Source organism: Paenibacillus vini (assembly GCF_018403325.1).
GTDB lineage: Bacteria > Bacillota > Bacilli > Paenibacillales > Paenibacillaceae > Fontibacillus > Fontibacillus vini.
The window spans coordinates 103,228-124,417 of record NZ_BOSL01000011.1 but is presented as its reverse complement, the minus strand read 5'-3'; the positions used below and the strand labels follow the sequence as shown (position 1 = coordinate 124,417).

Below are 21,190 nucleotides of genomic sequence, written 5' to 3'. Positions count from 1 at the left end.
CTTAATTTAATGGGATACGGATGCCACTAAGAGATAACCATGCACCAGCAGCAACGGGGTTCATAACCAAAAACGCCCCATCTCCACCGATTCTGATTTCGGTCACTCCATTACTAATTGTGGTACTTACAATGGCGGGAGTTTTGGGGCAATATTCCTTGGGTAGTCTGAAAGCTACTCCGGCATTTGGGGAGCTTAACAGACCTCTAAATTCAAGGTAATCATCATATTTTCTATAACCAACAAGTCCATAGCTACCATCAGGAAATTGAGAAGAACCATTCAAAAATGTCGGCGTAATCCACCCCGGAGCATTACGTTCCACCTTTTTCTGCTCGACCACACTTACCCGCTGTAACGCCTCGGCTACTCCTGACGTTAGGTCGCTGAGCAGTGCCTTTTCATTCACGGCCAAGGTGCCAGTGATCGGCCGGATCGGGAATTTGTCGAGTTTGGTGTAGGTGACGCTGTAAGCTGCATATTGGTCAAAGTTAGAGTTGGGGATATACGCGTATTGATTCCCAAATACACCAGCCGAAGACTCAATACACCAGCCGTAATCACGATTTGAATTGCGATAAATAAATTTTAGATATTCAACCTTATTGAGTAATGGACCATAGGCAGACCCTATACTATTAATTATCCAGTTCGTATTTGTGTGTTGTTTTGGATTTGCACGTTCACGTAACACAATCCCCGTACCAACTTCAACCACGTTGCCCCCTTCGTGCAACGTCAGCGCACCTTCGGAAACGACAGGTTCTACGGTTTCCTTTGCGAGACGATAGAGGAGGTTGTATGGCGAGTATCCGGGAGCAACACTCGCTGGTAGTGCGTTATAGCCTACCGTATAGTCACCATTTACGGCCGTCCAACCTTTGTTAGCTCCATCAGATCTGCTATATACGGACGTTTTAGATGCCTGTGTACCGTATTCATACATCTTCCAGCCCATAAAATACGCCTTGATCTCGTCCTCTGTCGGCGTGTAAGAATCTCCCCATCCGCTGTCTGCGTTGGATACTGCGATATGAACGTCGCCGTTAGAACCACTAACAAATTGATCTGCGGCCGTTGTGCTTGCTCCGTAGTTCAGTCTTGTTAGTAGCTTACCTTCGTACTTCGTTATAAATCCCGTATTTCCTATGCCGCCTTTACCGGGATAATCTAACCTAACTACTTTATATCCAGCAGGAGCGACTCCCAAAGCAGGGGCGTATGAAGAATCTAAATTCCTCTTTCCCCACTTTGCCAGCTTGAAATATTGACCCTCTTTCTCGAACAATACATCAGGTTCGCTGCCGTCATTTGGATTAGCGTGTAATTCCGTTTGCAGCGCGAGCATCGTATTCCGCAACGGCTTGAATGGTTTCGGCTCGGAACCTATGACGAGCATCGGATTCTTAATCCTGTATTCCGCCGCCTGTCCAATGGACGGACTTCTGAACCAAACGGAAATTTCACTATGCGGACCACTGTTGAATTTAATAGATTGTGCTGTGGTGTAATCGGAAACAATGACACCAGAAGTATGCCCGTTTTCACTGGCAACTGACATTAACATATTATGATCCGCACTAAGACAATAATCTGTATGCGGAGCAACTTGGAGCATGTAAGTAGTATACCTATAACTGTCTGCGGCCGTTTGCGGTATAACCACTTCATAAGGCGAAATAACCTTTTGTACTGTTGTTCCGAATGGTGTCCACGCATGCAACGGAGGCAACAAGTTTTCACCGTAGCCGATGGCATATGGATTTTCTACGCCGACGATTCCGGAAGGGACGAACGGGTATTTTGCCGCGACTTGTTCCGCCGTTAATCCGTTAAGCGAGTTGTACTCGTTCACTGAAATCTCATACAACCTCAGCGCGTCAACGTTGCCGGATATCCCCTGTGCCCCAACAAGAACGGCCCCAAAATAAACAGTTCCCGACGTGGTAAAGGCGTTTTGGGGAACTGTAAAAAACAGTTTTTTAAACTTGCCTTCTGTCGACGATATAATAACTTCGGATGCTCGTTCAGACCCCGGCCTTTGTGACTCGATCATCCGGAGCCTAGCCTGTAATCCGCTAGAAGCCCTTATCTCCCCGACAGCTACGTAACATTTTCTGGGATCATAGCGAATAATCTGATTTAGATCGACGTAGGCATCCCCCGTCAGTATAGTACCCTTAATACTTGCGGATCCCTCAACCTTATTCGCCGAGTCGAGTGTAAACCGTCCGTTATTAGGCCATCCTTGCAACGTATCGCAACTCCCCGAGTTTCCCAACAAATTAATCAACGTCCGCCCCTTAATCTCCCCCAGCCGGAACCGGGAGTCCCGTTTGGCGTTGACCACCTGCAGCCCGGGCTGCAGGGTGATATCTTCATATTCTGCGATATTTAGGCGGTCCTCCAACTTGGAGATTCCCGTACCTTGTCTATTGATTTCGCTTCCCAGCGCGTTCATATCCTCCGGCAGCACGGTGTCGTGCAGGTTCCAATCGATTTTTGCCATTTAGGAAGCAACCTCCTTTACTTGAATGGTGTGGAGCAGCAGGGTGTCCGAGGCGATCGGCACGAAGACTTCGTTCGTGCTGATCGGGTGACCCGAGGCATCGACCAGTTGGATCTTGGTCACGGTCTCGATTTGGGACGCGGAAATTAAGTACTGCATCCCGATGGTCGAATCGGTCACCTGCTTGAGTGTGAAATCGGTGATTTCTACGGTATCGTTCAGAATAACTTTAGCGATTCTGCCTTTGGTATAGTCTGCGATTTCATGAAAAAAAGTTTGGCTTATCATCTAACCGTCACCTCCGGACCCAGCTCGGTAAAGGCTTTGTCGCCCAGTTTCCAAGTTCCGTCCAATTTATAAACCCAAGTAATCGGCCGCGCGGAAATCTTCTCTTGAAAGGCAATATCATCGTTAAGCGAAGTCTTTTGCCGGTAGATCAGGTTCGCCGGCTTAATGACGCTTACGGTTCGTTCCACTTCCTTGAAGACATTCGCGTTATCGATTTTTGCCGTGACTGTCAGTACATAATTGGCATGATCGACGCCGACCAAAGTCATCCCGCTACCCACCAAAAAATCGAGCCGTTGCTGCAAATAACGCATCGTGAACGGCGGCTTGGTGGAATAACGATTAATGAGGCGCTTCCGCCGGAAATCGAGGCTTTCCTTTTGCGGATCGGCCTGAATGCCGAGCATTTTTTCGCGGCGCTTGATGGCTTGTTCTGAGGCGGACATCACAAACTGATCATCCAACAAATGGTCCATGGCCTCCTGCACCTGCATCAATTCCTGCGATTCTGTCTTCGTCAGCTCAACGAAATCCACAATGTCATGATAAAACTCCGGCAAATACTCCATCAGTCTATTCACTGAGTACAACCTCCCCGAGAACAGGGATTTGCTCGCTGCCCAAGACAAGATTCCCGGAGGATCCGTTCAACGTTGTTTGGGATACATCGACTACGCCGGGAACGGTCAACATCCGTGCCTCCAACTGTGCGACGCGTATGACAAGCGCCGACTCGTTCGCCCAATTTTGGCGGAGCTGGAGCAGGTACGAAGCCATGGAAGCTTCGAGGTCACCGCGTACCTGACCAAGGGTTGTCCCGGCAGCCAGCGTGATTACGGCAGAAACCGCCACGCTTAGCCCTTGGGCGCCGGTGATTGTGACCCGGTGCCCGATCGGAGCTAGGCCGATGCCTTGGCCTCCGTTCGCTTCCGGGTCGATCGCGGTCTGCACTTCAGCGATCAGCGCTGCGGAAGGCGATGCATAGTCGGTCGTAATGATAGTTGCCTTCACGGTACCTCCACCGTTCCACGCCGGATATATTTTGACGCCGCCCACCCCGTCGATCGCATTCAGCTTTTGCTTGTAATCGGCAATATTGCCGCCAAAGGGCTGTTCATTCACGTATTCAAAATAACGCTGGCGCAATGCTTCGTCGGTTTCGGCATCCTCCCCCGGAACCAGCAATTCGGAGAGCTCCGCACGAGCCAACCCTTCCACATAGTCGACCGGCAGCAGCGTGCCGAAATCGCGATTTCCCAGCGTACCGGCCGTCTCGCATTCTAGCATCCATTCCCCGGGCGATATTTTACCGATCACCGAATAATTCACGTCATTCAATGAGAAACGGGTGCCCACCGGCACATCCAAGCTTACACTTCCCGATGCAAAAAAAAGGCCTTTGCGCTTCGCTTTCGTAGCCGGCCCCCGCTGGATTCCGAACTCTCGCGTGCGGCGATCCAGATATTCGCCCGTAGCCGTATCGGCAAAAGAGAGACTTTGATTACTCTCCAGTTCGATGTACATTTGTGCCAATTCCGCGGCCGCAGGAGCCAGAGCATCATAAATAATGCTGCCCGGACGTCTATCTATCGAATTCGGAACCCTCCCCAGCATGCGGGACAAGATGTCTTCATATGTTCCATGTTCAGCCATGGCTGTTCACCTCCGATCTAAAGTCGCCGAAAATCGTATGCACCGTGAAGCCGGCGACGGCTTCATCCCCATGGATGATCATTTCAAAGTCCGAAACTTCGGATATCCGGTCATCCTGTAGCAGAGCCTCGGTAATTCGCCGCTTAAGCTCGGCCCGAACATAACCCGGAGGCCGTCCAATTAAGCCCCGGCTCTCGAATCCGTAATTATTTTCATAAATCAAATGAGCAAATCTTTCAGTCTGAAAGATTTTCATGCACGCTTGCTTGACTGCGTCCAAGCCATCGGTAAATCCGACGATCTTGCTCCGCTGAAAATCAAATTGATAGGTCCGGCTGGTTTCCCGGACAATCTGCGTCTCGCCGGTCAGACTGCCGCCGATCGGAATCATGGTTTCACCACCTTGTCCCATACGACGTATTTCTGACCGCCCTGGACACGAAGCAACAGCACGATATCCCCTATTTGCAAACCGGATCGGACTACGATTTTGTCCATCAAAGCGTCTTTCGTCACTTCACTGCCCGGTAGAAGATGTGTGTGCTTCAAGTCCAGTTCAATCCTCTGCAACGATTCCGTTAAAATCAAAAAATCCTCATCGAGTGTGAACCGCTGATCCACGTTCACTTCGAGAGGATGGATATTAGTTACTGTCCCAAACAGGACGGCCACCGGATTGCCGGCCCCAACCGCTTCACTGCCGAGCTTACGTATTTTATCGCCAAGCGCCATCATATCACCTTCAATTCCATGCTAATCGTGTATTCTTCGCCGCTAAAACTGTGCGAGCATTCGTCCACCAGAAAATACTGATCGATGCCGAGTGCCGAGATATGAACCCTGAGATAGGAACCGGCGCGGACCGCAGGATTCCCTAGCGCATCCAGCTTAAGCTTTTTGGTTTCCCGGTTCTTTAACTTGCTGAGCGTGTCGAGCAATTGCGCGATCTGCGCCTCATTTTTGTTGGCATCTACTTTTTGCAGCAACTGGAGCCGTCCCCATTTTGCAATATTGGCGCTGTCCTGGGCTATATAGATGTCCTTGCTCCCGGTTTCCTGATTTTCCTTAACCAGCTTGATGCGGTTATACGTGTCGTTATCGATGCTTTTTTCGTACGAATATCCATACATCAGGCTTTCGTCGCCGATGATAAGCTCAAGCTTCATCTCCCTGGCATCGCGCAGAGTTAAAGCGCCAAAATCGTCATAGAAGTTATAAATAATACCCGTGTTGACTACCGTATGGTCCAATGCCTTGCAGATCGTATCAATCAATTTCTGATCCTCGATTAGGGACCCAATCTTGTACTTCGTATCGACTATATGGCCCCATTTTAGCCCGAAATCGTCGGCAATCCGTTTAATGACCGCGGCAGCGGTTATATTTTTCAGCACATATGTTTCGCTGGAGGACAAATATCGGATCTGATCGTAGCATTTCACGCTGATCTTCTCTTCCTGACTGCTGCTAATCGTAAAAACATAGCCATAAAAAATCGGCGCCCCGTCCCATTTGGCCCGGATCACATCCCCGTTCCCGATCTTCAGGTTATCATCGACAATCAGTGAAAAATCAAAACTGCCCGGCTTGCCGATCCGGGACGTTTTCCAGGATGCATCACTTACCAGCTCGGAGATATCCCATACGGTTCCGTCTTTGTTGTCTAGTAAAACTTCCAGCATCTGAATCCCCCTTATCCCGGCAATTTAATGACTTTGCCAACGGGCAGCTTTTTGAGTTCGCTGTCTTTGATCCCGTTAAGACTTTGAATTTGCTTGTATTTAGAGCCGTCTCCCAAAAATCGCTTGGCGACCTTCCATAACGAATCTCCGGCGACTAAAGTGTAGGTCTTCGGAGGTATTCGAGTATCCGGACGGGGAGGAGCATTGCTGGCCGCATTGGCTGGGGTGTTGTTTCCCGTACCTTCGGCTTGCTGTTTTTTTGGTTCGGAAACCTGCACTTTTTTGGCGGAATAGAATTTGTATTCTTTGAATGAGATTTGGTACTGGATATCCCCCACTGCGCCGCCGCTTTCGGACCAGGTGAATTTTTCAATGCTCACGTGCTGGCTGATTTCCATGGCTGACAAATTGACGACAAGCTTGACAGGCAGCTTGCGGCGGCGCCACTCCCGAATCGTGATGAGGTAGTGGGAAGGCGGGAGCCAAGTGTTGTCTCGTGGCACGCTTGCTCCGGGAAACCAGCTCGCAGGGAGTAGCCCCTCGAAGGAAATCTCCGTCAGCTTCTTGTTTTTTATGAAATTGATTTCTCCCAGGCCGGAAATCTCATAGGTTTTGCTGTTCCCGGCTTCGGAAAACTCGATTTTTTCCGGGAGGACCGGAAGCAGAATTTCTTCCGCGTCTTGATTCACGGACAACGTCAACGAATACTCGCTCATGCATACACCCCCGCAGCCGACGAAGCGATCTCTTCATCCAGCGACTGTTCGATTTTTGCCACGATCATATCGATGTCCGCCCCATTGGTAACCGGCCCTGTCGTTACTTGTACGGTAGGTGTCAAGGACACGAAATTCTGAATCGACTTCATCTCGGTAAGCTCCCGCATCATTTTCAAATCCTCGCTGCTGATAGCCACTTCTTCATCCACGCCCCCGATACGATCCACCTTCCCTACATTTGGGATATTGGACCCTGAACCGGCGCCGAAGGAGTTGCCCGCAAACGGACTTGCACCCACGTTGAGCTCGTCAGACGGATTTTTGAATTTGTCTACGAATTTGCCTGCACCATTTATCATCTTGTCTGAAAATTCCAAACCACCCGAGTAACCTTTTTTTGAGAATTCGTTGATATTTTTATATTCCATCCGCTCCAGGTGGACGACATTCTTATCGCTAACCGGCTCCTCAAGCTTGTCCATCATACCCTTTAATGAATCGCTGACGGCATGAATATTGGTTTCGTCAAATAACTTAGCAGTAGGTATTTTTGTTCCGAACATGCCGTTTATCTTTTCAACCAACCAGTTTACGCCTTTTAACGCTCCATTAATTGCTGATAAAATTGTCTTCATAAATCCCCCGGCAAAATCCTCAGCTGACCTTAGCATATTGTACATATAATTTCCGAAAGTCATTGCCAGATCATAAATCAACTTTTTTATGGCATATACCGGATCAATAAACAAATTAATCAAGAATTCCGCATAGGAAACAAACAAGTTATACAATAAAGCAACTATATTGCATAAAGCGCAAAAAACACCGCGAATACAAACCCGACTATTTCTTGGGCAGAAACACCGAAGTACATCAAGGCAGCGACTAATATTCCAATCACTGCTGCGACAAGCAGTATTGGCCAATTTAAGGCAAGCCAACTTACTGCTGACGTAATCAATGGAGGAATCATTTGCCACAAGCCTAGTATTAAATTAGGAATATGTTTCATAGCCATTCCAATTAATAATGCCGAAATCCCGGACAGCAGCCCTGCCGCAAGAGGTAAATTATTTTGCAGCACGGCAGCAAACTGCTCCGCTCCCGCGATTAACGGATCAAATAAGGAGAACACCATATTCAGTCCGGTTTCCAACCCCGACATGAAAGAAGCGACCGCCGGGCTGTTCAAAATCTCGCTTACCTTGCTAATGATCGGATCCAGGTTGCGAATGGCCGTGTTCTTCAAGCTCGTAAAATGGTCGGCGAACGTCTTAGGCACCTGAGAAAACTTGCCGTTAATCTCTTCTGTTGCGGAAAACATCGCATTCTTGATCACATCCGATGACAGAGCACCACTTCCTGACAAAGCCTGAAGCTCCTGTTTGGATTTCCCGGTGTATTTCGATACGGCATCGGCCAGCATCGGAGCATATTCCATCATGGAACTAAAATCGCTGCCCTCAAATTTCCCGGCGGCCATGACCTGGGTCAGCTTACCTGTTCCGCCTTTTTGATCGGATTCGCTTGTCCCTTCGATTTTATACGACTTGTTCAGCAGTTCCTGGAACGCAATCATTTCATCATTCGATTTGAAGGCATTTGGAGCCGCTTTTCCCATTTCGGCGACACTGGAAGCCATGCTCATATAATCGCCTCTGCTTCGCTGGGCCGCAGCAAACACCTTATCATGCAATTGCTTTGAGGTTTGCAGCTTATCGTTCACGGAATCCAGACGGTAAAAGGTATTTACATAGGCGTCGCTAAAATCCATTGCCGGTTTCAACTGCTCGACGGCCGATTTGGCCTTTTTGAAAACATCGACGACGTTGATCCCCATTTTCTTGATTTTATCGCCGAAACTGTTCTGCGCCTCTACCGCACCTTCCGTGCTTTTTTGAATCTCTGTCTGCGCCGATGCAACCCGCATCTGCATAGGCACGATGGCCAGGAAAAGCTGTGTTGTGCGCATAATGTTTACATTGATTGATGACGACGCCTGACTCACTTCCCGGGAATAACTTTGGGCCCGCGAAGACAACTCGTCATACATTTGTAACGCATTGGATGCTCCGTCGTACAATTGAAGCGCACCAGACATTGTTGCCACTGGTAATCAGCCTCCTTTCTGTAAAAATAAAAAGCACCTTCTGAGCAGAAGGCGCTTTTTTTCTATAGAATCGTTTCTTTATTTTTCGGATCTTGCATTTGCTGATAAAACATTAACATGTATTATTTCCAATTATACACATTGGCAAAAGGGCTGTCCTACTTTTTCGCCGCTTTCTTCTCCGCCTGGATTCGTACCTGAATCATGGCGATCAACGCCGCTTTCTTCCTTGGATCCAGTTCTACGAAATCCCAGGGCATGAGATGGAATTTATGGAGGGCGTAGTAGGCAACGTTCGCCTCACCGTCGCCCTCTTGGATCAGTTTTTTACTTCGTTCGCCAGTTCGTTGACATCCTTGTCAAACCCGTTGATTTCCTGCACCTTTTGCATCAAAGTCGCGTACTCGCCCGGCAGCAGCATTTTCCGCAGCAATTGGTCGGCCCCGAGCACCCCGTATGACTTTTGCAGCTCAGCGTCCTTCAGATCGGGGAACACAACGCTGGCGACGACCAGCTTGGCCAAATATTCGTCCGAATTCGTGTCGAGCGTGACGATTCCCTTTTCCTTGATTTTACGCTGGGAGGATTTACGGATAATTTCGTTTTCCTCCTCGGTCATGCTCCGCAGCTTCCAAGGGACCGGTTTACCCTGTTCATCCTTGAAACGGGCGGAAATGATCGCCTCATCCGTAATTTCCGACACGACGTTTTGCGCAAAAAACAGACTCAAATTGCTCATAATGTCTCTTCTCTCCTTTTATACGCCCTGAATCGGGCTGAATGGCTCCAGAATGTCATAATCTTCAAACGTAAATGGCATTTCCTCGTCCAGCATATCGTCGCTGGTAGCATCGAACTTCGCCGCAATGACACTGTCGAGATTGCAGTTTTTAAGAATAACGGTTTGCTTCCCGGCCGTACTGCCCGGCTGCTCGTTCACGATTTGCAGATCGAACCAGAAATCGGTGCCGGTTTGAATGTATTTACGCATCAATTGGCGGAACGCCGAGGAAACGTAATAAATCGTCAAAGTGCCGCTGCCTTTCCAGCCGGCAGAACGCTGTGGCGTGTTCGTTTTCCCCAGTACGGGAACGTCAACTTTGTTTTTCTCGATCGTAGCTTCAACCGTTTTGGCATAAAACAATTCTTCGTTGCGCCCGTCGATAATGACGTACGCTTTCCCCTGCTTGCCGCTGATGGCGTCTTGTTTATTAAAATATCCCATGGATACCCCTCCTTATTTTACCGTTACGTTCATGTAGATTTTTTCCGGACTGTCTACCGGCTGTACCGCAAGCGAAATCATGACCGCATCCACATCATCCCCCGGGAGCACTTGAAGGTCGGTTTGGGAATCGAAGTTTTGGATTGCGCCGAGTCCTTGAAGACGTTCCAGATAAGCGATAACCTCGCCCTTCAACAGGTTGCGGCCGTCCGCGTTGTTATCGATTTTACCGATATAACTTTTGCTGAAAATCTTGCGGATATCGTTGGCCGTCGCATCCAGCACGCGAACCACTCTGTTTTTGCTAAACTTCTTATCCTTTTGCGGCGTAAAAGACTTCAGCGTATTAATGTCCTGTTCGATTACCGCCTGACCGTTCGATGCGCTAATTACCATTTCCCCGTTGCTCAAGGCACGGACGATTTCGGAATGCGTATATTTCGGGAAGACGTCAACGGCATTCGGAATGGCTGCATAGGTCAAGGATTCGTTCACATCTGCAGCGGCCTCCATCGCCGCAATCTCCCACAGCAAATGGACCGGTTCGACGGTCAGGCCATCCGAGGTAATTACGCTGTTCTTCAAACTGATTACGCCCTCGTAATCGGCTCCCGGATAATCGTGAAGGACGGTTTGAATTTTGTTCCCTTCATCTTCGCGAAGCCGCTTGGTAAAGGCTACCGCAAGCTCCTTGATGGCCGAATCCGTGACGGGCACGCCCAGCACGTTGAACTCCTCCGCTTCAAAAGCGGCGAACGCATCGGCATATTCTCCCGCCGTACCGGCTCCGTCCGTTCCGCCTACCAGCGGCAGACCTGCCGTCTCGGTAATCGTGCCCGTACCATTGAAGTCAATAAAGTTATTGGCCGACAGCTCCTCCGCCTGGGTTACGGTCTGAAGATCTACCTCTTCGCCGTCCAGCAAAGTTTGTACGTCATAGGCACCGGGTTGGTCCATGTTCGGCTGTACTACAATCTGCAAATCGTTGCCCCGGGTACCGGCATATTTTGCCGTTGCGGTCAGATTTCCGGTCGTTCCGGCCGCTTTTTTACCTCCGGCGGCTCCGATCCGGTAAATCAGCAGCTTGCTCGCGTGAGCCATTGCCGCCGTGATATGACGGATACGGGCATCGGTAGGCAGAAAGCCCAATTGGGGCAAAGCCTGTTCCAGATAAGTTCCCGATTCCAGCACCGTGATGCCGTTCTTCCCCCATGGCAGCGGGGCCGGAAAAGCCGTGATTCCCCGCTCTCCCAGATTTCCGAGAGGCTTCGCCTCCGATTTGAAATTAATATAAACGCCAGGTCTTACCTTGTTTTGTACAGTAAAAGTACCGCCTGCCATAATTACTTCACTCTCCTTGTCATGAATTGTTGAATTTGTTGTTCCGCTTCCTCAGTGGTATACGTCTGCCCGTCCTCCAGCAGAATCGACAATACATCCTTTTCCCTTTCGGAATAACGTTCGGACATTAAAAACCGGTCCTTCGAGAACCTCGGCTCATTTCGATTCTCCCGCGGCTTGAACATTTTCTTGATTGCCATGCTTGATATGGCCCTCCTCTTTCAAAGATTGCATTTTGGGCTCTTCGGTGGTCGATTGCCAGACCAGGAAATGAAAGTCAAAGAAGAAGTGAAGGTTCTTATCGACAATTTCATATTTCATCTTGCTTCCAAAATATCTGGTCTGTTCAATCACTGCTTCCCCGAACAGTGCAAACAACGACTCTGCCGTTTCATGCAGGGATGCCTCCCGTTGGGAAGCGCCCGGAACATACTCAATCAGGAAAAACAGCATTCGGTTATAGCGCCTTCCGAGCTCCTGTTCCTGCGATGCCGTCAGTAGCTTGACCAAATAGTAGGGACTTCCCGGTGTCTGTCCATCCTGAGACGGATCTTCTCCATATACCCCAATCCCCGGAAACCGTGCAGTCAGCAAAGCCATAACTCCTTCGCGGATGCTGTTTAAAGTGACTTCGTTCATGGCACCATCACCTTCCCGGGACCATGCCCCTCTAACACGCATCTAGGCAGGCTGCAAAACTGCCTGCTTCCTTCGAAGCGTCCCCAGATGCAGCCGATGCAGCATTTGGGCTGCGACCAGTCCACATCATCATCCGGAATTCTGGCCGGCGGATTTTTGTTGTTTTTACGCGTGCTCAAGTTCAGCTTCCCTCCCCAAAAAGAAAAACCGCTGAGGAATTCAGCGGTTTTCGGATATGTTGTTGTGGTCTCATTCGATTTCCACAATACAAATTTATCATGGTTAAAGTGAAGAGAATGGACAAGCATCGGGCAGATGCCGGACAAAAACAGGAACACTTGTTCGTTATTTTTGATTGATCGGAATCCTTTCTGCATTTCGATTTCTTCTTTTCTTATAGTAATATAAGGAAAGGTATTAGTTCCCAAATGAGGGGAATGCCGTCCATTCACTCTACAATCAAAGGAAGATGCTATCATGAAATCATTCAGCAAACTGGAAAAAGTCGTGGTTTTTAGTCTACTGGGATTTGCAGTATTGTTTATGATAGGATTCTTTCTATTCTGGTTCGTCATTTCCAGAGCCGTTTCGATGTAAGGCCTGAACTTAGTTGTGATTTATTGCCCGGGACATAAAAAAACCGGCTTTCAGCCGGTTCATTAAGCTTTTTAGGTTTCATTTTACTTTGCACAGTCCCTCAAACCTTTCGCGATTCCCAAAGTTCCGCGGGCCTTCCTCCAATTTATCTTCTAACTTATCCTCCAACCGTTCGGGCACTTCGTATACTTCCAGCTTCATGGCTACCGCCAAAATCCGGATCGCATCGGCTTTGATGCGGCGGTAAGTACGATCGCTGATTCCCATTTCCCCGCAGCTGATAAAATCGTACTCCCCTTCATCATCCAGGTAACTTCGTTCGATGACTTCACGCTGAATTTTTGTAAGGCCGCTCATAGCCTTGTCCAACAGTTCGGATTTGCGGAGAAGCTCCGCTTCCCGGTCTACATTCCGGATCGCCGTTTGTTCCGCAGGTTTGCTGACCAGGTTCGTTGCGCCATGATACCTCGGCTCGTAATTGACGGTCATACCGGCTTCTTGGCGGATAAAACCGACCTGCCGGTATTGACGCACCTCCTCCAGCCGTTTTTCCACCGCTGCCCGCGAGGCTGCATAATCAATCGGCATTGTCTCAAATACGGTCAAAAAGATGTTACTGCGTTTTCTTCCCACGGCGATCCCTCCCAGGATGATAATTTTCTGTTTATAAGGTTACCATTTTGGTAATTCAGTTGTTTCAACCTTTCATACACTTTCTTCTTTAACCAAACAAAATTCTTACTTAAAAGTTTGATTTCATTACATTCACTTGATATAATATCCGTAATTACCAATTCGGTAAGTGTATTCTCATTTTATATTACCAATTTGGTAATGTCAATTCTTTTCCAGTTGCAGTTATCCTGGTTTATCTATTTACCAGAATGGTAACTCAATGTTATACTATCCGAAACGGAAAAAGAGGAGTTTCTATGCAAAGTCTTGGGGATCGAATCAAAATCCTTCGGGAAAATAAGTCTCTGACGCAAAAGGATCTCGCGGCCATGGCCGGGTTGACCGTCGCTCAGTTGTCCCGATACGAGACGAATGATCGCAAACCCGACCCGGAATCGCTGCGAAGCATCGTCGATGCTTTGGACACGAATGCCGATTATTTGCTCGGACGCAACGAAGACCCGTCTCCTTCCTATGATAAAGGGATGAGCATGTCTTTTTACGGTGGGCCCGAAGCTTATACGGCGGACGAAATTGCGATGATGGAAGCGGCCTTGAAAGCCTACCGCGAGCAAAAGAAAAAATTGCTAGATGGCGAAAAAGAAAAAAATTAAAGGAATTACAACTTGAACGTCGAATATAACTCTAAGGCAAAACAATGAATGAGATGACGAAACAGGCCCTTCCCAGAGGGCCCTTCTTTTCCGATACATACCGAACATACATTCTCTTTTGGGGTGATTTTATGTTATTCTCCTACTACAGGGAAACCGAGTTGGAGCAGTGGATCAGCGGCAAATATTTACAACATGGGATTGCGAGCACGGCCGAGCATGATATCGAGCATATCGCCCAGGCATTTGGCGTGGAACTCGTTTACGAGGAATGCCCCTCTTTTTCCGATAACGAGGAGCAGGTGATTTTTCTCAATAAATATGCGGATGATGTGACGGCGAGAGTGATCTTTTTCCATGAATTATGCCATGTACTGAGACATGCAGGGGACCAGAGGAGGATGCCCGTCCTATTCAAAAATGCGCAGGAAACCGAAGCGGAACAGTTCGTGCTGTACGCGGCGATTCCTTTTTACATGTTTGCGAAGCTGCCTGTTCCCGATCAGCATTGCGAGGCGATTCCATTTCTCGCCGAAACGTTCCGCGTTCCGTACGAACTGGCCGAACACCGGCTGGATCAGATTCAGCGGCGGGTATTGCACGGCAGCCTGATGGCCGCCGCCAAGGAAGCGGACCGCCAGCACCAGCAAGTGAGCGGCTGGTCCGGGGAAACCAGACGGGTATTGGCCCAACTGGAGAAGCAGTTAAGCGGCAGCGGAAAGCGAGGAAGATAGAGTGCGTTTGGCTTTATACTGCGACTTCGTACTCGACGGGATACGCCCCTTGCAGCTAGTGATCGAAACTCAGCCCGGTGAGCTGGATTGGACGGAGATTTTGTATCTGCCGCTCTCGGGTCCGTTTGAGCGGTTCGAGCCGGAGCAGTTCGATGACAAGATCGGCGCATCCGTGCTGCTGGAGGATCTTGTCCTGAAACGCGGGGGGAATGAGGAACTCGGGGTCGTGCTGCCCAACCTCGCCCTCCGGCACCCCGGAGCCGACATCACCTTGCTCGTGATCCAGATCAGCGATGCGGAGGAAGTGCTGGAGTACAAATGGGGATACCGATTGATGGAGGACGGGTGGATTGAATAAGATTTCGGGTCACAAAGAAACCTGCTAACGCTCTACATGCAGCCGGCCGCTCATAATGCTCTGGGCCGCTTCCCGGGTCGGCAAGCCTTCCCAGTCGCCGGGAGCCTGGATAACCATGGAGCCGATCAGGTTGCCGAGCCGCACCGCGTCTTTGAGATCATCTCCCTGTTGCAGCCCCGCCAGAAAGCCGGCGCAGAATCCGTCGCCCGCTCCGACCGAATCGACGACCTGCTCCACCGGAAAATACGGGACGCTCGACAACTCTCCATTCTGCAATATGTAAGTCTCACGGTCGCCGCCTTTGATGATTTTTACACCCGGTAGTTTATTCAACTCGGGAACCAGCTCTTCAAGATGTTCTTTGCTATAAAGCAGCCGAAGTTCGTCCAGGCCCGGCAAGAAGTAATCCGCCTGCCCGGCGAGCGCAAGCAAAGTGTCTCTGGCCTCATCCGGGCTCCACAGCTTCAGCCGCAGATTGGGGTCGAAGCTTATTTTAGTTCCATGCTTCTTGGCCAGTTCCACCGCCCGGAAGATCGTTTCCCGGCTCGTGTCGCTGAGAGCCGCGGTGATGCCGGTCACGTGCAAAATTTTGGCGGAGGCGATGTAAGCTTCATCGAGATCCTCCGGCGACATCATGCCCGCGGCGGAGTGACGGCGGTAATAGTATACCGAATTGTTGCCGAAGGCCTTCTCCCGCAGCATCAATCCGGTTGGAGAGTCCTCGGCAAGAGCTGCTCGAGACACGTCGACTCCTTCACCGCGGATCGCCTTGTAAATACGGCGGCCCAGCGGGTCGTTTCCTAGACGGCCAAACCAGCCGGACCGGCAGCCCAGCCTCGCCAGACCGATGGCGACATTGCTTTCCGCTCCGCCGAAGGACAAATTCAGTTCGGAGCCGTACTCCAACCCCCGTCGATCGTCCGAGATCAATAGTCCCATCGACTCTCCGAACGTAATCACATCAGGCGTCACAGCCGCCTCCACTGTCATGGCATGTTTCATGTCCATTCGCTCCTTTAACTACTTTTCTAAAGATACTCGTCTTGTAACCACCATTTCCGTTCTCCCTCACTGTCGGAAAACACCCTTTCTTTGCTCCATAAGTCCCCCCCGGCGCCGGAGCATTCCGCCCACTTAACCCGTTGGGAACGCAACGCATCGGCCTTTGAGGTGTCATATTCGCCATAGCCGACCGTCGTCTCATTGGCCGGGTCGTTCCAGTTATCCCAGCCCTCCGGGTGAATGTGGCTGTCCGCCCTGCAGTTTACGAATACGGTTTTGGCATGAGACCGCCAAGGACGCCCCAGATAAACCGAGCCTTCCGGCACATCCTGGGCCGCAGTCAAGTAACATTCCCGAAAAATCAATCCATAGTGCTGTTCCTTTAACGTGGAGGCCGCCGTAATATAGCCCTCTTTCGCATGTCGCAAACTCCGGATTTCGCAATGCTCAAAATACGCCGTAGCCCCGCCAAATATAAAATCCACCGTGCCCTCGATCAGGCAACGGCGGTATATTTGTCGGCAATTGGCATGCCGCTCCCTTAACGGGATGCCGCCAAACTCCGGCCGATCTTTCGGAGACGGAGGCAGCGGCCCGGTGAATAACGTATCCTGATGGCCTTTCAGGATGCAGTTGCTGAACACGGTATAATCACAATGGGCATATACGGCCAGCGCCTGCCCGATGTCATCCCCTTGTCCTGCCGTATTGGCGATGACCAGATTTTCAAGAAGCAGGCGGCTGCCTCCCAAAAATAAGGTCGGCGTAGCGAACGTGCCGATCTCTTCCCCCCGCTCATCCCGCTCCCGGGCATAACGGTTCATAACGATCTCGACATGTCCAATGCCAATCAGAGCCAAATTCGAGCGATAGATCTTTACCGACTCTTCATAGACGCCCGGCAAAATATGAATCTGTGCGGAAACTTCAGACGGTTTACGTTCCAGAAAATCAACCGCCTCCTGAATGTATGCGAAATCACAAAATGGTTCCTTTCCCACAAGCAACTTCATATCTCCATGAAACCTCCAGTTTCCACTTAACTAAAACAAATCTATGGTGCAATGATACGCCAGCCAAGCTCAATTGGTCGCATCCTATCTTATCTTTCCAGTAAATGCTTCGTCAGAAATGGAACCCAGGCCGCCCGCATCGCTGCGGTCTCCATATGGCCGCCTCCACCGAGAACGGGCTGCCAATGCTCCGGCTTCCCGGCATCCCTATAGGCATCATGGAGCCCGGTAGCGAGCAGTTCCACGCCTTCGACCGGACAAAGCCGGTCGTTCCGCCCGACCAGGCTCATCCTGGGCCGCGGCACGATCAGCCTTTGAATATCCAAAGTCGAAAAATGCTTCAATAAGCCGGGTACATAGGAGTAGAAGCCATGGTGGTCCAGCCCTCTTTTGGCAATCAGGGTTTCCGCCTCCACCTGCCCGCAGATGTCAATCGTCACCTTGATCCGTTCATCGAGCGCGGCCGACCACCACGCCATCAGGCCGCCCATGGACATACCGATCGTGGCAACCCGGGAGCTGTCGATATCCCGCCTGCTGCACATATAATCGAGCAAACGGCGATTGTCGTACAGCATCATGCCCCACATGACCCGGCCGTTCCACAACATCTCCTTGACCAACTCGCTTTCGGTCTTACCGCCGCGCTCGTTGAAGGCCCACATATCGATGCAGCAGACCGCGCAGCCCAAGTCGGTGAGCACCTTAGCAAACGAAGGCTCCTGCAGATAGGGGCTGCTCACAATCATCTCCTTGCGGCCATTCCTGTAATTTCCGCCATGGGAATGATTAAAGATCACAAGCGGAAACGGCCCGCTGCCTTCCCGGGGTTTGGCCACGTAACCCGGCACTGGCTCCATTCCGTTCAATTCCAGCTGCAGCGTTTCAAGCAAATACCCTTCCCGCTCCTCGACCTTCAGGACTTGAGCCGATATCGGCTCTTCCGGCGGCAAATCCCCCAGCAATTCGAACAATTTCTTACGTGCCTCTTGCGGACTCCAATTCATGCGGCGGCTCCCTCCTTTCATCTCCTCTAACTTAACTTTGTCTATCTCTGCCTTGATACCGGAAATAATCAAAGTCGGCATAGATTCCGCCGAACCTGTTCATGTCATGGGCTGCGATGCCGATGAAGTTGCCGGTAAATCCGCCTGAGAGAAAACCTATATGCCGGGCGTCTCCCCAAGCATGCCATTCGTCTTGATCGTCCGCCCGGTAATAGAATTGTCCCTTTGCACCGGAGACCTCAACGGCCAGTTGGACCGCTCCGTCGCCGTTCCATTCCATCACGACAGGTTCGAGCTCAAATTCATCCCTATCGCAGCGCATTAGCCTCAGGACCTTGCCTTTTCCCTCTTCATGGCTGACGTAGGCATACCAATAGTTATCTTCGTTCAAATAGAGCATCAGCCCGGCCATTTGCAAATAGGACACCGGATCGAATTCCACCTTTGTCTCCGCCCGAAACGACTTGTCCGTTTGACGGATCGCCACGATATGGTGATTAAACAAGCTTTGCAGCGATTCTCCCGCTTGAATCCTCAGGTAACCCGCTCTGGCCGACAGCGAACACCAGCTTTCATCCGCCAGAATTCGAAGCGTGTTCCAGTTCTTTTTCAAGCCGGGACCCGTAAAATCATCTTCAAAATCCGTCACCGTCACTATCGGTGTGAAATCGATTCCTTTAGGCAGCGGCACCCGGATCTGAGGCGCGTTCCCCCCCGCAGTTAAGCGGAGCCAACCTTGCTCGTCCCAATACACCTGTTGCAGTGCGGTTTCCCTTCCCAAGATGGCATACTCGCCTTCTAACGGACGCGTGCACAAATGCGCCATATACCATTCGCCCTGTGGCGTCTCTATTAAACTGCCATGCCCGGCGCATTGAAGCTCCAATTCAGGATGATTTCGCGAAGTCAGCATCGGATTGTGCGGATCCACTTCATATGGGCCGAGCAGTTCCTTGGAGCGAGCCACCGTAACGGCGTGCCCGGAGCCGGTTCCTCCTTCGGCCGTAATGAGATAATAGTAGCCGTTTCGCTTGTAGATATGAGGCGCTTCCGTTTTTTTCAGCGGTGTACAGTCGAACAGTTTTTTGGGTTCACCAACCAACTTGCCTTGCAAGGAATCATACTCCTGAATCACGATTCCGCTCGATTTGTTGCCTTCGGTGATCCGGTAATCCCACAGGCAATTGAGCAGCCACTTGCGGCCGCAGTCGTCGTGATACAAGGACGGATCGAATCCGCTGCTGTTCAAATATACCGGCTCCGACCAAGGGCCATGGATCGATGGAGCCGTTATCAAGTAATTATGACAATCCTTAAAAGGGCGCTTCGTGCTTTTTACATCGGTGTACATCAGATAAAATAAACCGTCATGATAACTAAGCTGCGGAGCCCAAATACTGCAGTTTTTCGGGTTACCCCTCAAATCCACTTGATGAGTCAGCGGATCGCTGCAGTGTTCCCAATCGGCGAGATTGCTCGACTCGTAAATCCGGACGCCGGGGAGCCATTCGAATGAAGAAACCGCGATATAATAAACCTCTTCCACTCGTACAATACAAGGATCCGGGTTAAAGCCCGGCAGAATCGGATTTTGAATAAAGCCTGCCTTGCCTTCGCCATTCACCATCATCAGCCTCCTCTAAGCCTCTTCCTCGCTCGGATTACTCGGCGGAACAGTAACCTGCTCAAGCAGCATTTCTTCCTGCTTCGTATTTCTGGACTCGCAATGTTCCACGACGACCCGCTCTCCATTCTCCACATGAATTGCCGGCCCCTCATGATTCTCGATCGTGACGTGGTGGAAACGGATATCCCTTACGTTACCGAGGAAGAAGCCACGATTGTTCATTTCGCGGATGCCCGTCATCATGGCCGGAACTCCCGGAATTGCATTCTCCGCCATGGAAATATCGATATGGTCGAACGTAATTTCGGAAATGTATTGCTCGGCAAGGCCGTATAGGAAACCCGCGGCCGCATGCACCCGGCGTGCAGTAATGTTCGCAAAGTGGATGCGCCGGAAGCGGGGTGTCTCCTCCGTCACAGGATAAGGATTTTTGTCCCAAACGTATTTGTCTTTGCCGCGCGGACCGCAGAAATAATAAAGATTCAGGATAAAAGGGCACAGAACATCATCCATGACGATATTGCTGATGCGGATATCTTCGACGATTCCCCCGCGTCCGCGGCGGGATTTCAGGCGAATGCCGCGGTCGGTATGCTGAAATACGCAGCCCGTGATCGTAACGTTGCGGATATCCCCGCTCATCTCGCTGCCCAGCACCACGCCGCCATGACCGTGAACCATCGTACAATTCACGATCGTAATATTTTCGCAGGAGATCCGCTCCGCTGTATCCTCGGTACCCGCCTTGATCGCGATGCAGTCGTCACCCACATCGATATGGCAGTTGCTGATCCGCACGTTCCGGCATGATTCCGGATCGATGCCGTCCGTATTCGGCGAATCGGCAGGGTTCCAAATGGACAAATTGTCGATCGTGACGTCCTGGCAGCGAATCGGGTTCACGGTCCAGCTTGGCGAATTGACCAGGTTCAGATCTCTCAACGTCACCCTGCGGCACCCGTCAAAGCTGATCAGCTTCGGCCGGGGATATTCCAGCTCCTCTGGCGCGTTCCGCTTCTTATCCCACCATGGCTGGCCGTTTCCGTCGAGCTTGCCGCTTCCCGTAATCGCGATATTCTCCAGGTCCTGGCCGAAAATACACGACGCGTGCACCTCTTGCAGCACGCCCTCCCAGCGGGAGGAAACGACCGGATAGTGCTCGGGATTCGTGCTGAAGGACAGCACGGCACCGGGACTCAGATTCAGCTCGATATAGCTTTTCATAAAGATCGCGCCCGTCACATACGTACCCGCCGGAACGAACACGGTTCCTCCGCCCGCGGCTCCGGCGGCATCGATTGCGGATTGAATAGCCGCTGTTGACAAGGTTTGCCCGTCGCCAACCGCTCCGTAATCGGTAATGTCATATACTCGCATGCTTCTTCCTCCTGTTCCAA

General features: G+C 50.7%; 25 protein-coding genes. 3 read left to right on the top strand and 22 right to left on the bottom strand.

Going from position 1 to position 21,190, the window contains the following annotated elements; all coding sequences use genetic code 11:
• Position 1: 1 nt before the first annotated feature.
• The 17 genes from KJS57_RS16990 to KJS57_RS16910 all read right to left on the bottom strand — a co-directional run bounded on the left by KJS57_RS16990 (position 2) and on the right by KJS57_RS16910 (position 13,396).
• Positions 2–2,509, bottom strand: a complete 2,508-nt coding sequence (locus KJS57_RS16990; protein ID WP_213655707.1) for a hypothetical protein — start codon at positions 2,507–2,509, stop codon at positions 2–4.
• On the bottom strand, positions 2,510–2,797 hold the full coding sequence (locus tag KJS57_RS16985; RefSeq protein ID WP_213655706.1) for a ketopantoate hydroxymethyltransferase: 288 nt from the start codon (positions 2,795–2,797) through the stop codon (positions 2,510–2,512).
• Positions 2,794–3,378: a putative phage tail protein gene (locus KJS57_RS16980; RefSeq protein WP_244861599.1), complete on the bottom strand. Its 585-nt coding sequence runs from the start codon at positions 3,376–3,378 to the stop codon at positions 2,794–2,796. The genes KJS57_RS16985 and KJS57_RS16980 overlap by 4 nt, the downstream gene beginning before the upstream one ends.
• Positions 3,371–4,450, bottom strand: a complete 1,080-nt coding sequence (locus tag KJS57_RS16975; RefSeq protein ID WP_213655705.1) for a baseplate J/gp47 family protein — start codon at positions 4,448–4,450, stop codon at positions 3,371–3,373. The genes KJS57_RS16980 and KJS57_RS16975 overlap by 8 nt, the downstream gene beginning before the upstream one ends.
• Positions 4,443–4,841, bottom strand: coding sequence for a DUF2634 domain-containing protein (locus KJS57_RS16970; protein WP_213655704.1), 399 nt, complete (start codon positions 4,839–4,841; stop codon positions 4,443–4,445). Before KJS57_RS16970 ends, KJS57_RS16975 begins: the two co-directional genes overlap by 8 nt.
• Positions 4,838–5,182: a DUF2577 domain-containing protein gene (locus tag KJS57_RS16965; protein ID WP_306434244.1), complete on the bottom strand. Its 345-nt coding sequence runs from the start codon at positions 5,180–5,182 to the stop codon at positions 4,838–4,840. The genes KJS57_RS16970 and KJS57_RS16965 overlap by 4 nt, the downstream gene beginning before the upstream one ends.
• Positions 5,182–6,132 carry an XkdQ/YqbQ family protein gene (locus tag KJS57_RS16960; RefSeq protein WP_213655702.1) on the bottom strand — a complete coding sequence of 317 codons (951 nt, stop codon included), beginning with the start codon at positions 6,130–6,132 and terminating at the stop codon, positions 5,182–5,184. Before KJS57_RS16960 ends, KJS57_RS16965 begins: the two co-directional genes overlap by 1 nt.
• 11 nt (positions 6,133–6,143) lie before the next feature.
• Positions 6,144–6,848, bottom strand: a complete 705-nt coding sequence (locus KJS57_RS16955; protein ID WP_213655701.1) for a LysM peptidoglycan-binding domain-containing protein — start codon at positions 6,846–6,848, stop codon at positions 6,144–6,146.
• Positions 6,845–7,486 (bottom strand): hypothetical protein, encoded by a 642-nt coding sequence (locus tag KJS57_RS16950; RefSeq protein ID WP_213655700.1) that lies wholly within the window; start codon positions 7,484–7,486, stop codon positions 6,845–6,847. Before KJS57_RS16950 ends, KJS57_RS16955 begins: the two co-directional genes overlap by 4 nt.
• 164 nt (positions 7,487–7,650) lie before the next feature.
• Positions 7,651–8,952: a tape measure protein gene (locus KJS57_RS16945; protein ID WP_244861605.1), complete on the bottom strand. Its 1,302-nt coding sequence runs from the start codon at positions 8,950–8,952 to the stop codon at positions 7,651–7,653.
• A 328-nt stretch (positions 8,953–9,280) separates the two neighbouring features.
• Entirely contained in the window at positions 9,281–9,700 is a 420-nt protein-coding gene (locus KJS57_RS16940) for a phage tail assembly chaperone (protein WP_213655698.1), read from the bottom strand.
• Positions 9,701–9,718: 18 nt separating this feature from the next.
• Complete coding sequence (locus tag KJS57_RS16935) at positions 9,719–10,186, bottom strand: phage tail tube protein (RefSeq protein ID WP_213655697.1); 468 nt, start codon at positions 10,184–10,186, stop codon at positions 9,719–9,721.
• Between the two features lie 12 nt (positions 10,187–10,198).
• Positions 10,199–11,527, bottom strand: a complete 1,329-nt coding sequence (locus tag KJS57_RS16930; protein ID WP_213655696.1) for a phage tail sheath family protein — start codon at positions 11,525–11,527, stop codon at positions 10,199–10,201.
• Between the two features lie 2 nt (positions 11,528–11,529).
• Positions 11,530–11,727 carry a hypothetical protein gene (locus KJS57_RS16925; RefSeq protein ID WP_213655695.1) on the bottom strand — a complete coding sequence of 66 codons (198 nt, stop codon included), beginning with the start codon at positions 11,725–11,727 and terminating at the stop codon, positions 11,530–11,532.
• Positions 11,684–12,166 carry a phage tail terminator family protein gene (locus KJS57_RS16920; protein ID WP_213655694.1) on the bottom strand — a complete coding sequence of 161 codons (483 nt, stop codon included), beginning with the start codon at positions 12,164–12,166 and terminating at the stop codon, positions 11,684–11,686. Before KJS57_RS16920 ends, KJS57_RS16925 begins: the two co-directional genes overlap by 44 nt.
• Entirely contained in the window at positions 12,163–12,543 is a 381-nt protein-coding gene (locus tag KJS57_RS16915) for a hypothetical protein (protein WP_213655764.1), read from the bottom strand. The genes KJS57_RS16920 and KJS57_RS16915 overlap by 4 nt, the downstream gene beginning before the upstream one ends.
• A 298-nt stretch (positions 12,544–12,841) precedes the next feature.
• Positions 12,842–13,396: an ArpU family phage packaging/lysis transcriptional regulator gene (locus KJS57_RS16910; protein WP_213655693.1), complete on the bottom strand. Its 555-nt coding sequence runs from the start codon at positions 13,394–13,396 to the stop codon at positions 12,842–12,844.
• Positions 13,397–13,695: 299 nt separating this feature from the next.
• On the opposite strand from KJS57_RS16910, the gene KJS57_RS16905 reads away from it, so the two are divergent.
• The 3 genes from KJS57_RS16905 to KJS57_RS16895 all read left to right on the top strand — a co-directional run bounded on the left by KJS57_RS16905 (position 13,696) and on the right by KJS57_RS16895 (position 15,144).
• On the top strand, positions 13,696–14,052 hold the full coding sequence (locus KJS57_RS16905) for a helix-turn-helix domain-containing protein (RefSeq protein WP_213655692.1): 357 nt from the start codon (positions 13,696–13,698) through the stop codon (positions 14,050–14,052).
• A 131-nt stretch (positions 14,053–14,183) separates the two neighbouring features.
• Positions 14,184–14,786, top strand: coding sequence for an ImmA/IrrE family metallo-endopeptidase (locus tag KJS57_RS16900; protein WP_211020004.1), 603 nt, complete (start codon positions 14,184–14,186; stop codon positions 14,784–14,786).
• Between the two features lies 1 nt (position 14,787).
• A complete protein-coding gene (locus KJS57_RS16895) occupies positions 14,788–15,144 on the top strand; it encodes a hypothetical protein (protein WP_213655691.1) in 357 nt (118 codons plus the stop codon).
• Positions 15,145–15,168: 24 nt separating this feature from the next.
• Here KJS57_RS16895 and KJS57_RS16890 read toward each other — a convergent pair whose 3' ends face one another.
• From KJS57_RS16890 to KJS57_RS16870, 5 genes are all read right to left on the bottom strand, one after another.
• The gene (locus KJS57_RS16890) at positions 15,169–16,146 is read right to left on the bottom strand and encodes a sugar kinase (RefSeq protein ID WP_213655690.1); all 978 of its coding nucleotides are present in this window, start codon (positions 16,144–16,146) and stop codon (positions 15,169–15,171) included.
• 26 nt (positions 16,147–16,172) lie between these two features.
• Positions 16,173–17,153, bottom strand: coding sequence for a pectinesterase family protein (locus KJS57_RS16885; RefSeq protein WP_213655754.1), 981 nt, complete (start codon positions 17,151–17,153; stop codon positions 16,173–16,175).
• Between the two features lie 95 nt (positions 17,154–17,248).
• A complete protein-coding gene (locus tag KJS57_RS16880) occupies positions 17,249–18,166 on the bottom strand; it encodes a dienelactone hydrolase family protein (RefSeq protein ID WP_213655689.1) in 918 nt (305 codons plus the stop codon).
• 31 nt (positions 18,167–18,197) lie between these two features.
• Positions 18,198–19,793 (bottom strand): glycoside hydrolase family 43 protein, encoded by a 1,596-nt coding sequence (locus KJS57_RS16875; RefSeq protein ID WP_213655688.1) that lies wholly within the window; start codon positions 19,791–19,793, stop codon positions 18,198–18,200.
• A 12-nt stretch (positions 19,794–19,805) separates the two neighbouring features.
• Positions 19,806–21,170 carry a glycoside hydrolase family 28 protein gene (locus KJS57_RS16870; RefSeq protein WP_213655687.1) on the bottom strand — a complete coding sequence of 455 codons (1,365 nt, stop codon included), beginning with the start codon at positions 21,168–21,170 and terminating at the stop codon, positions 19,806–19,808.
• Positions 21,171–21,190 lie beyond the last annotated feature (20 nt).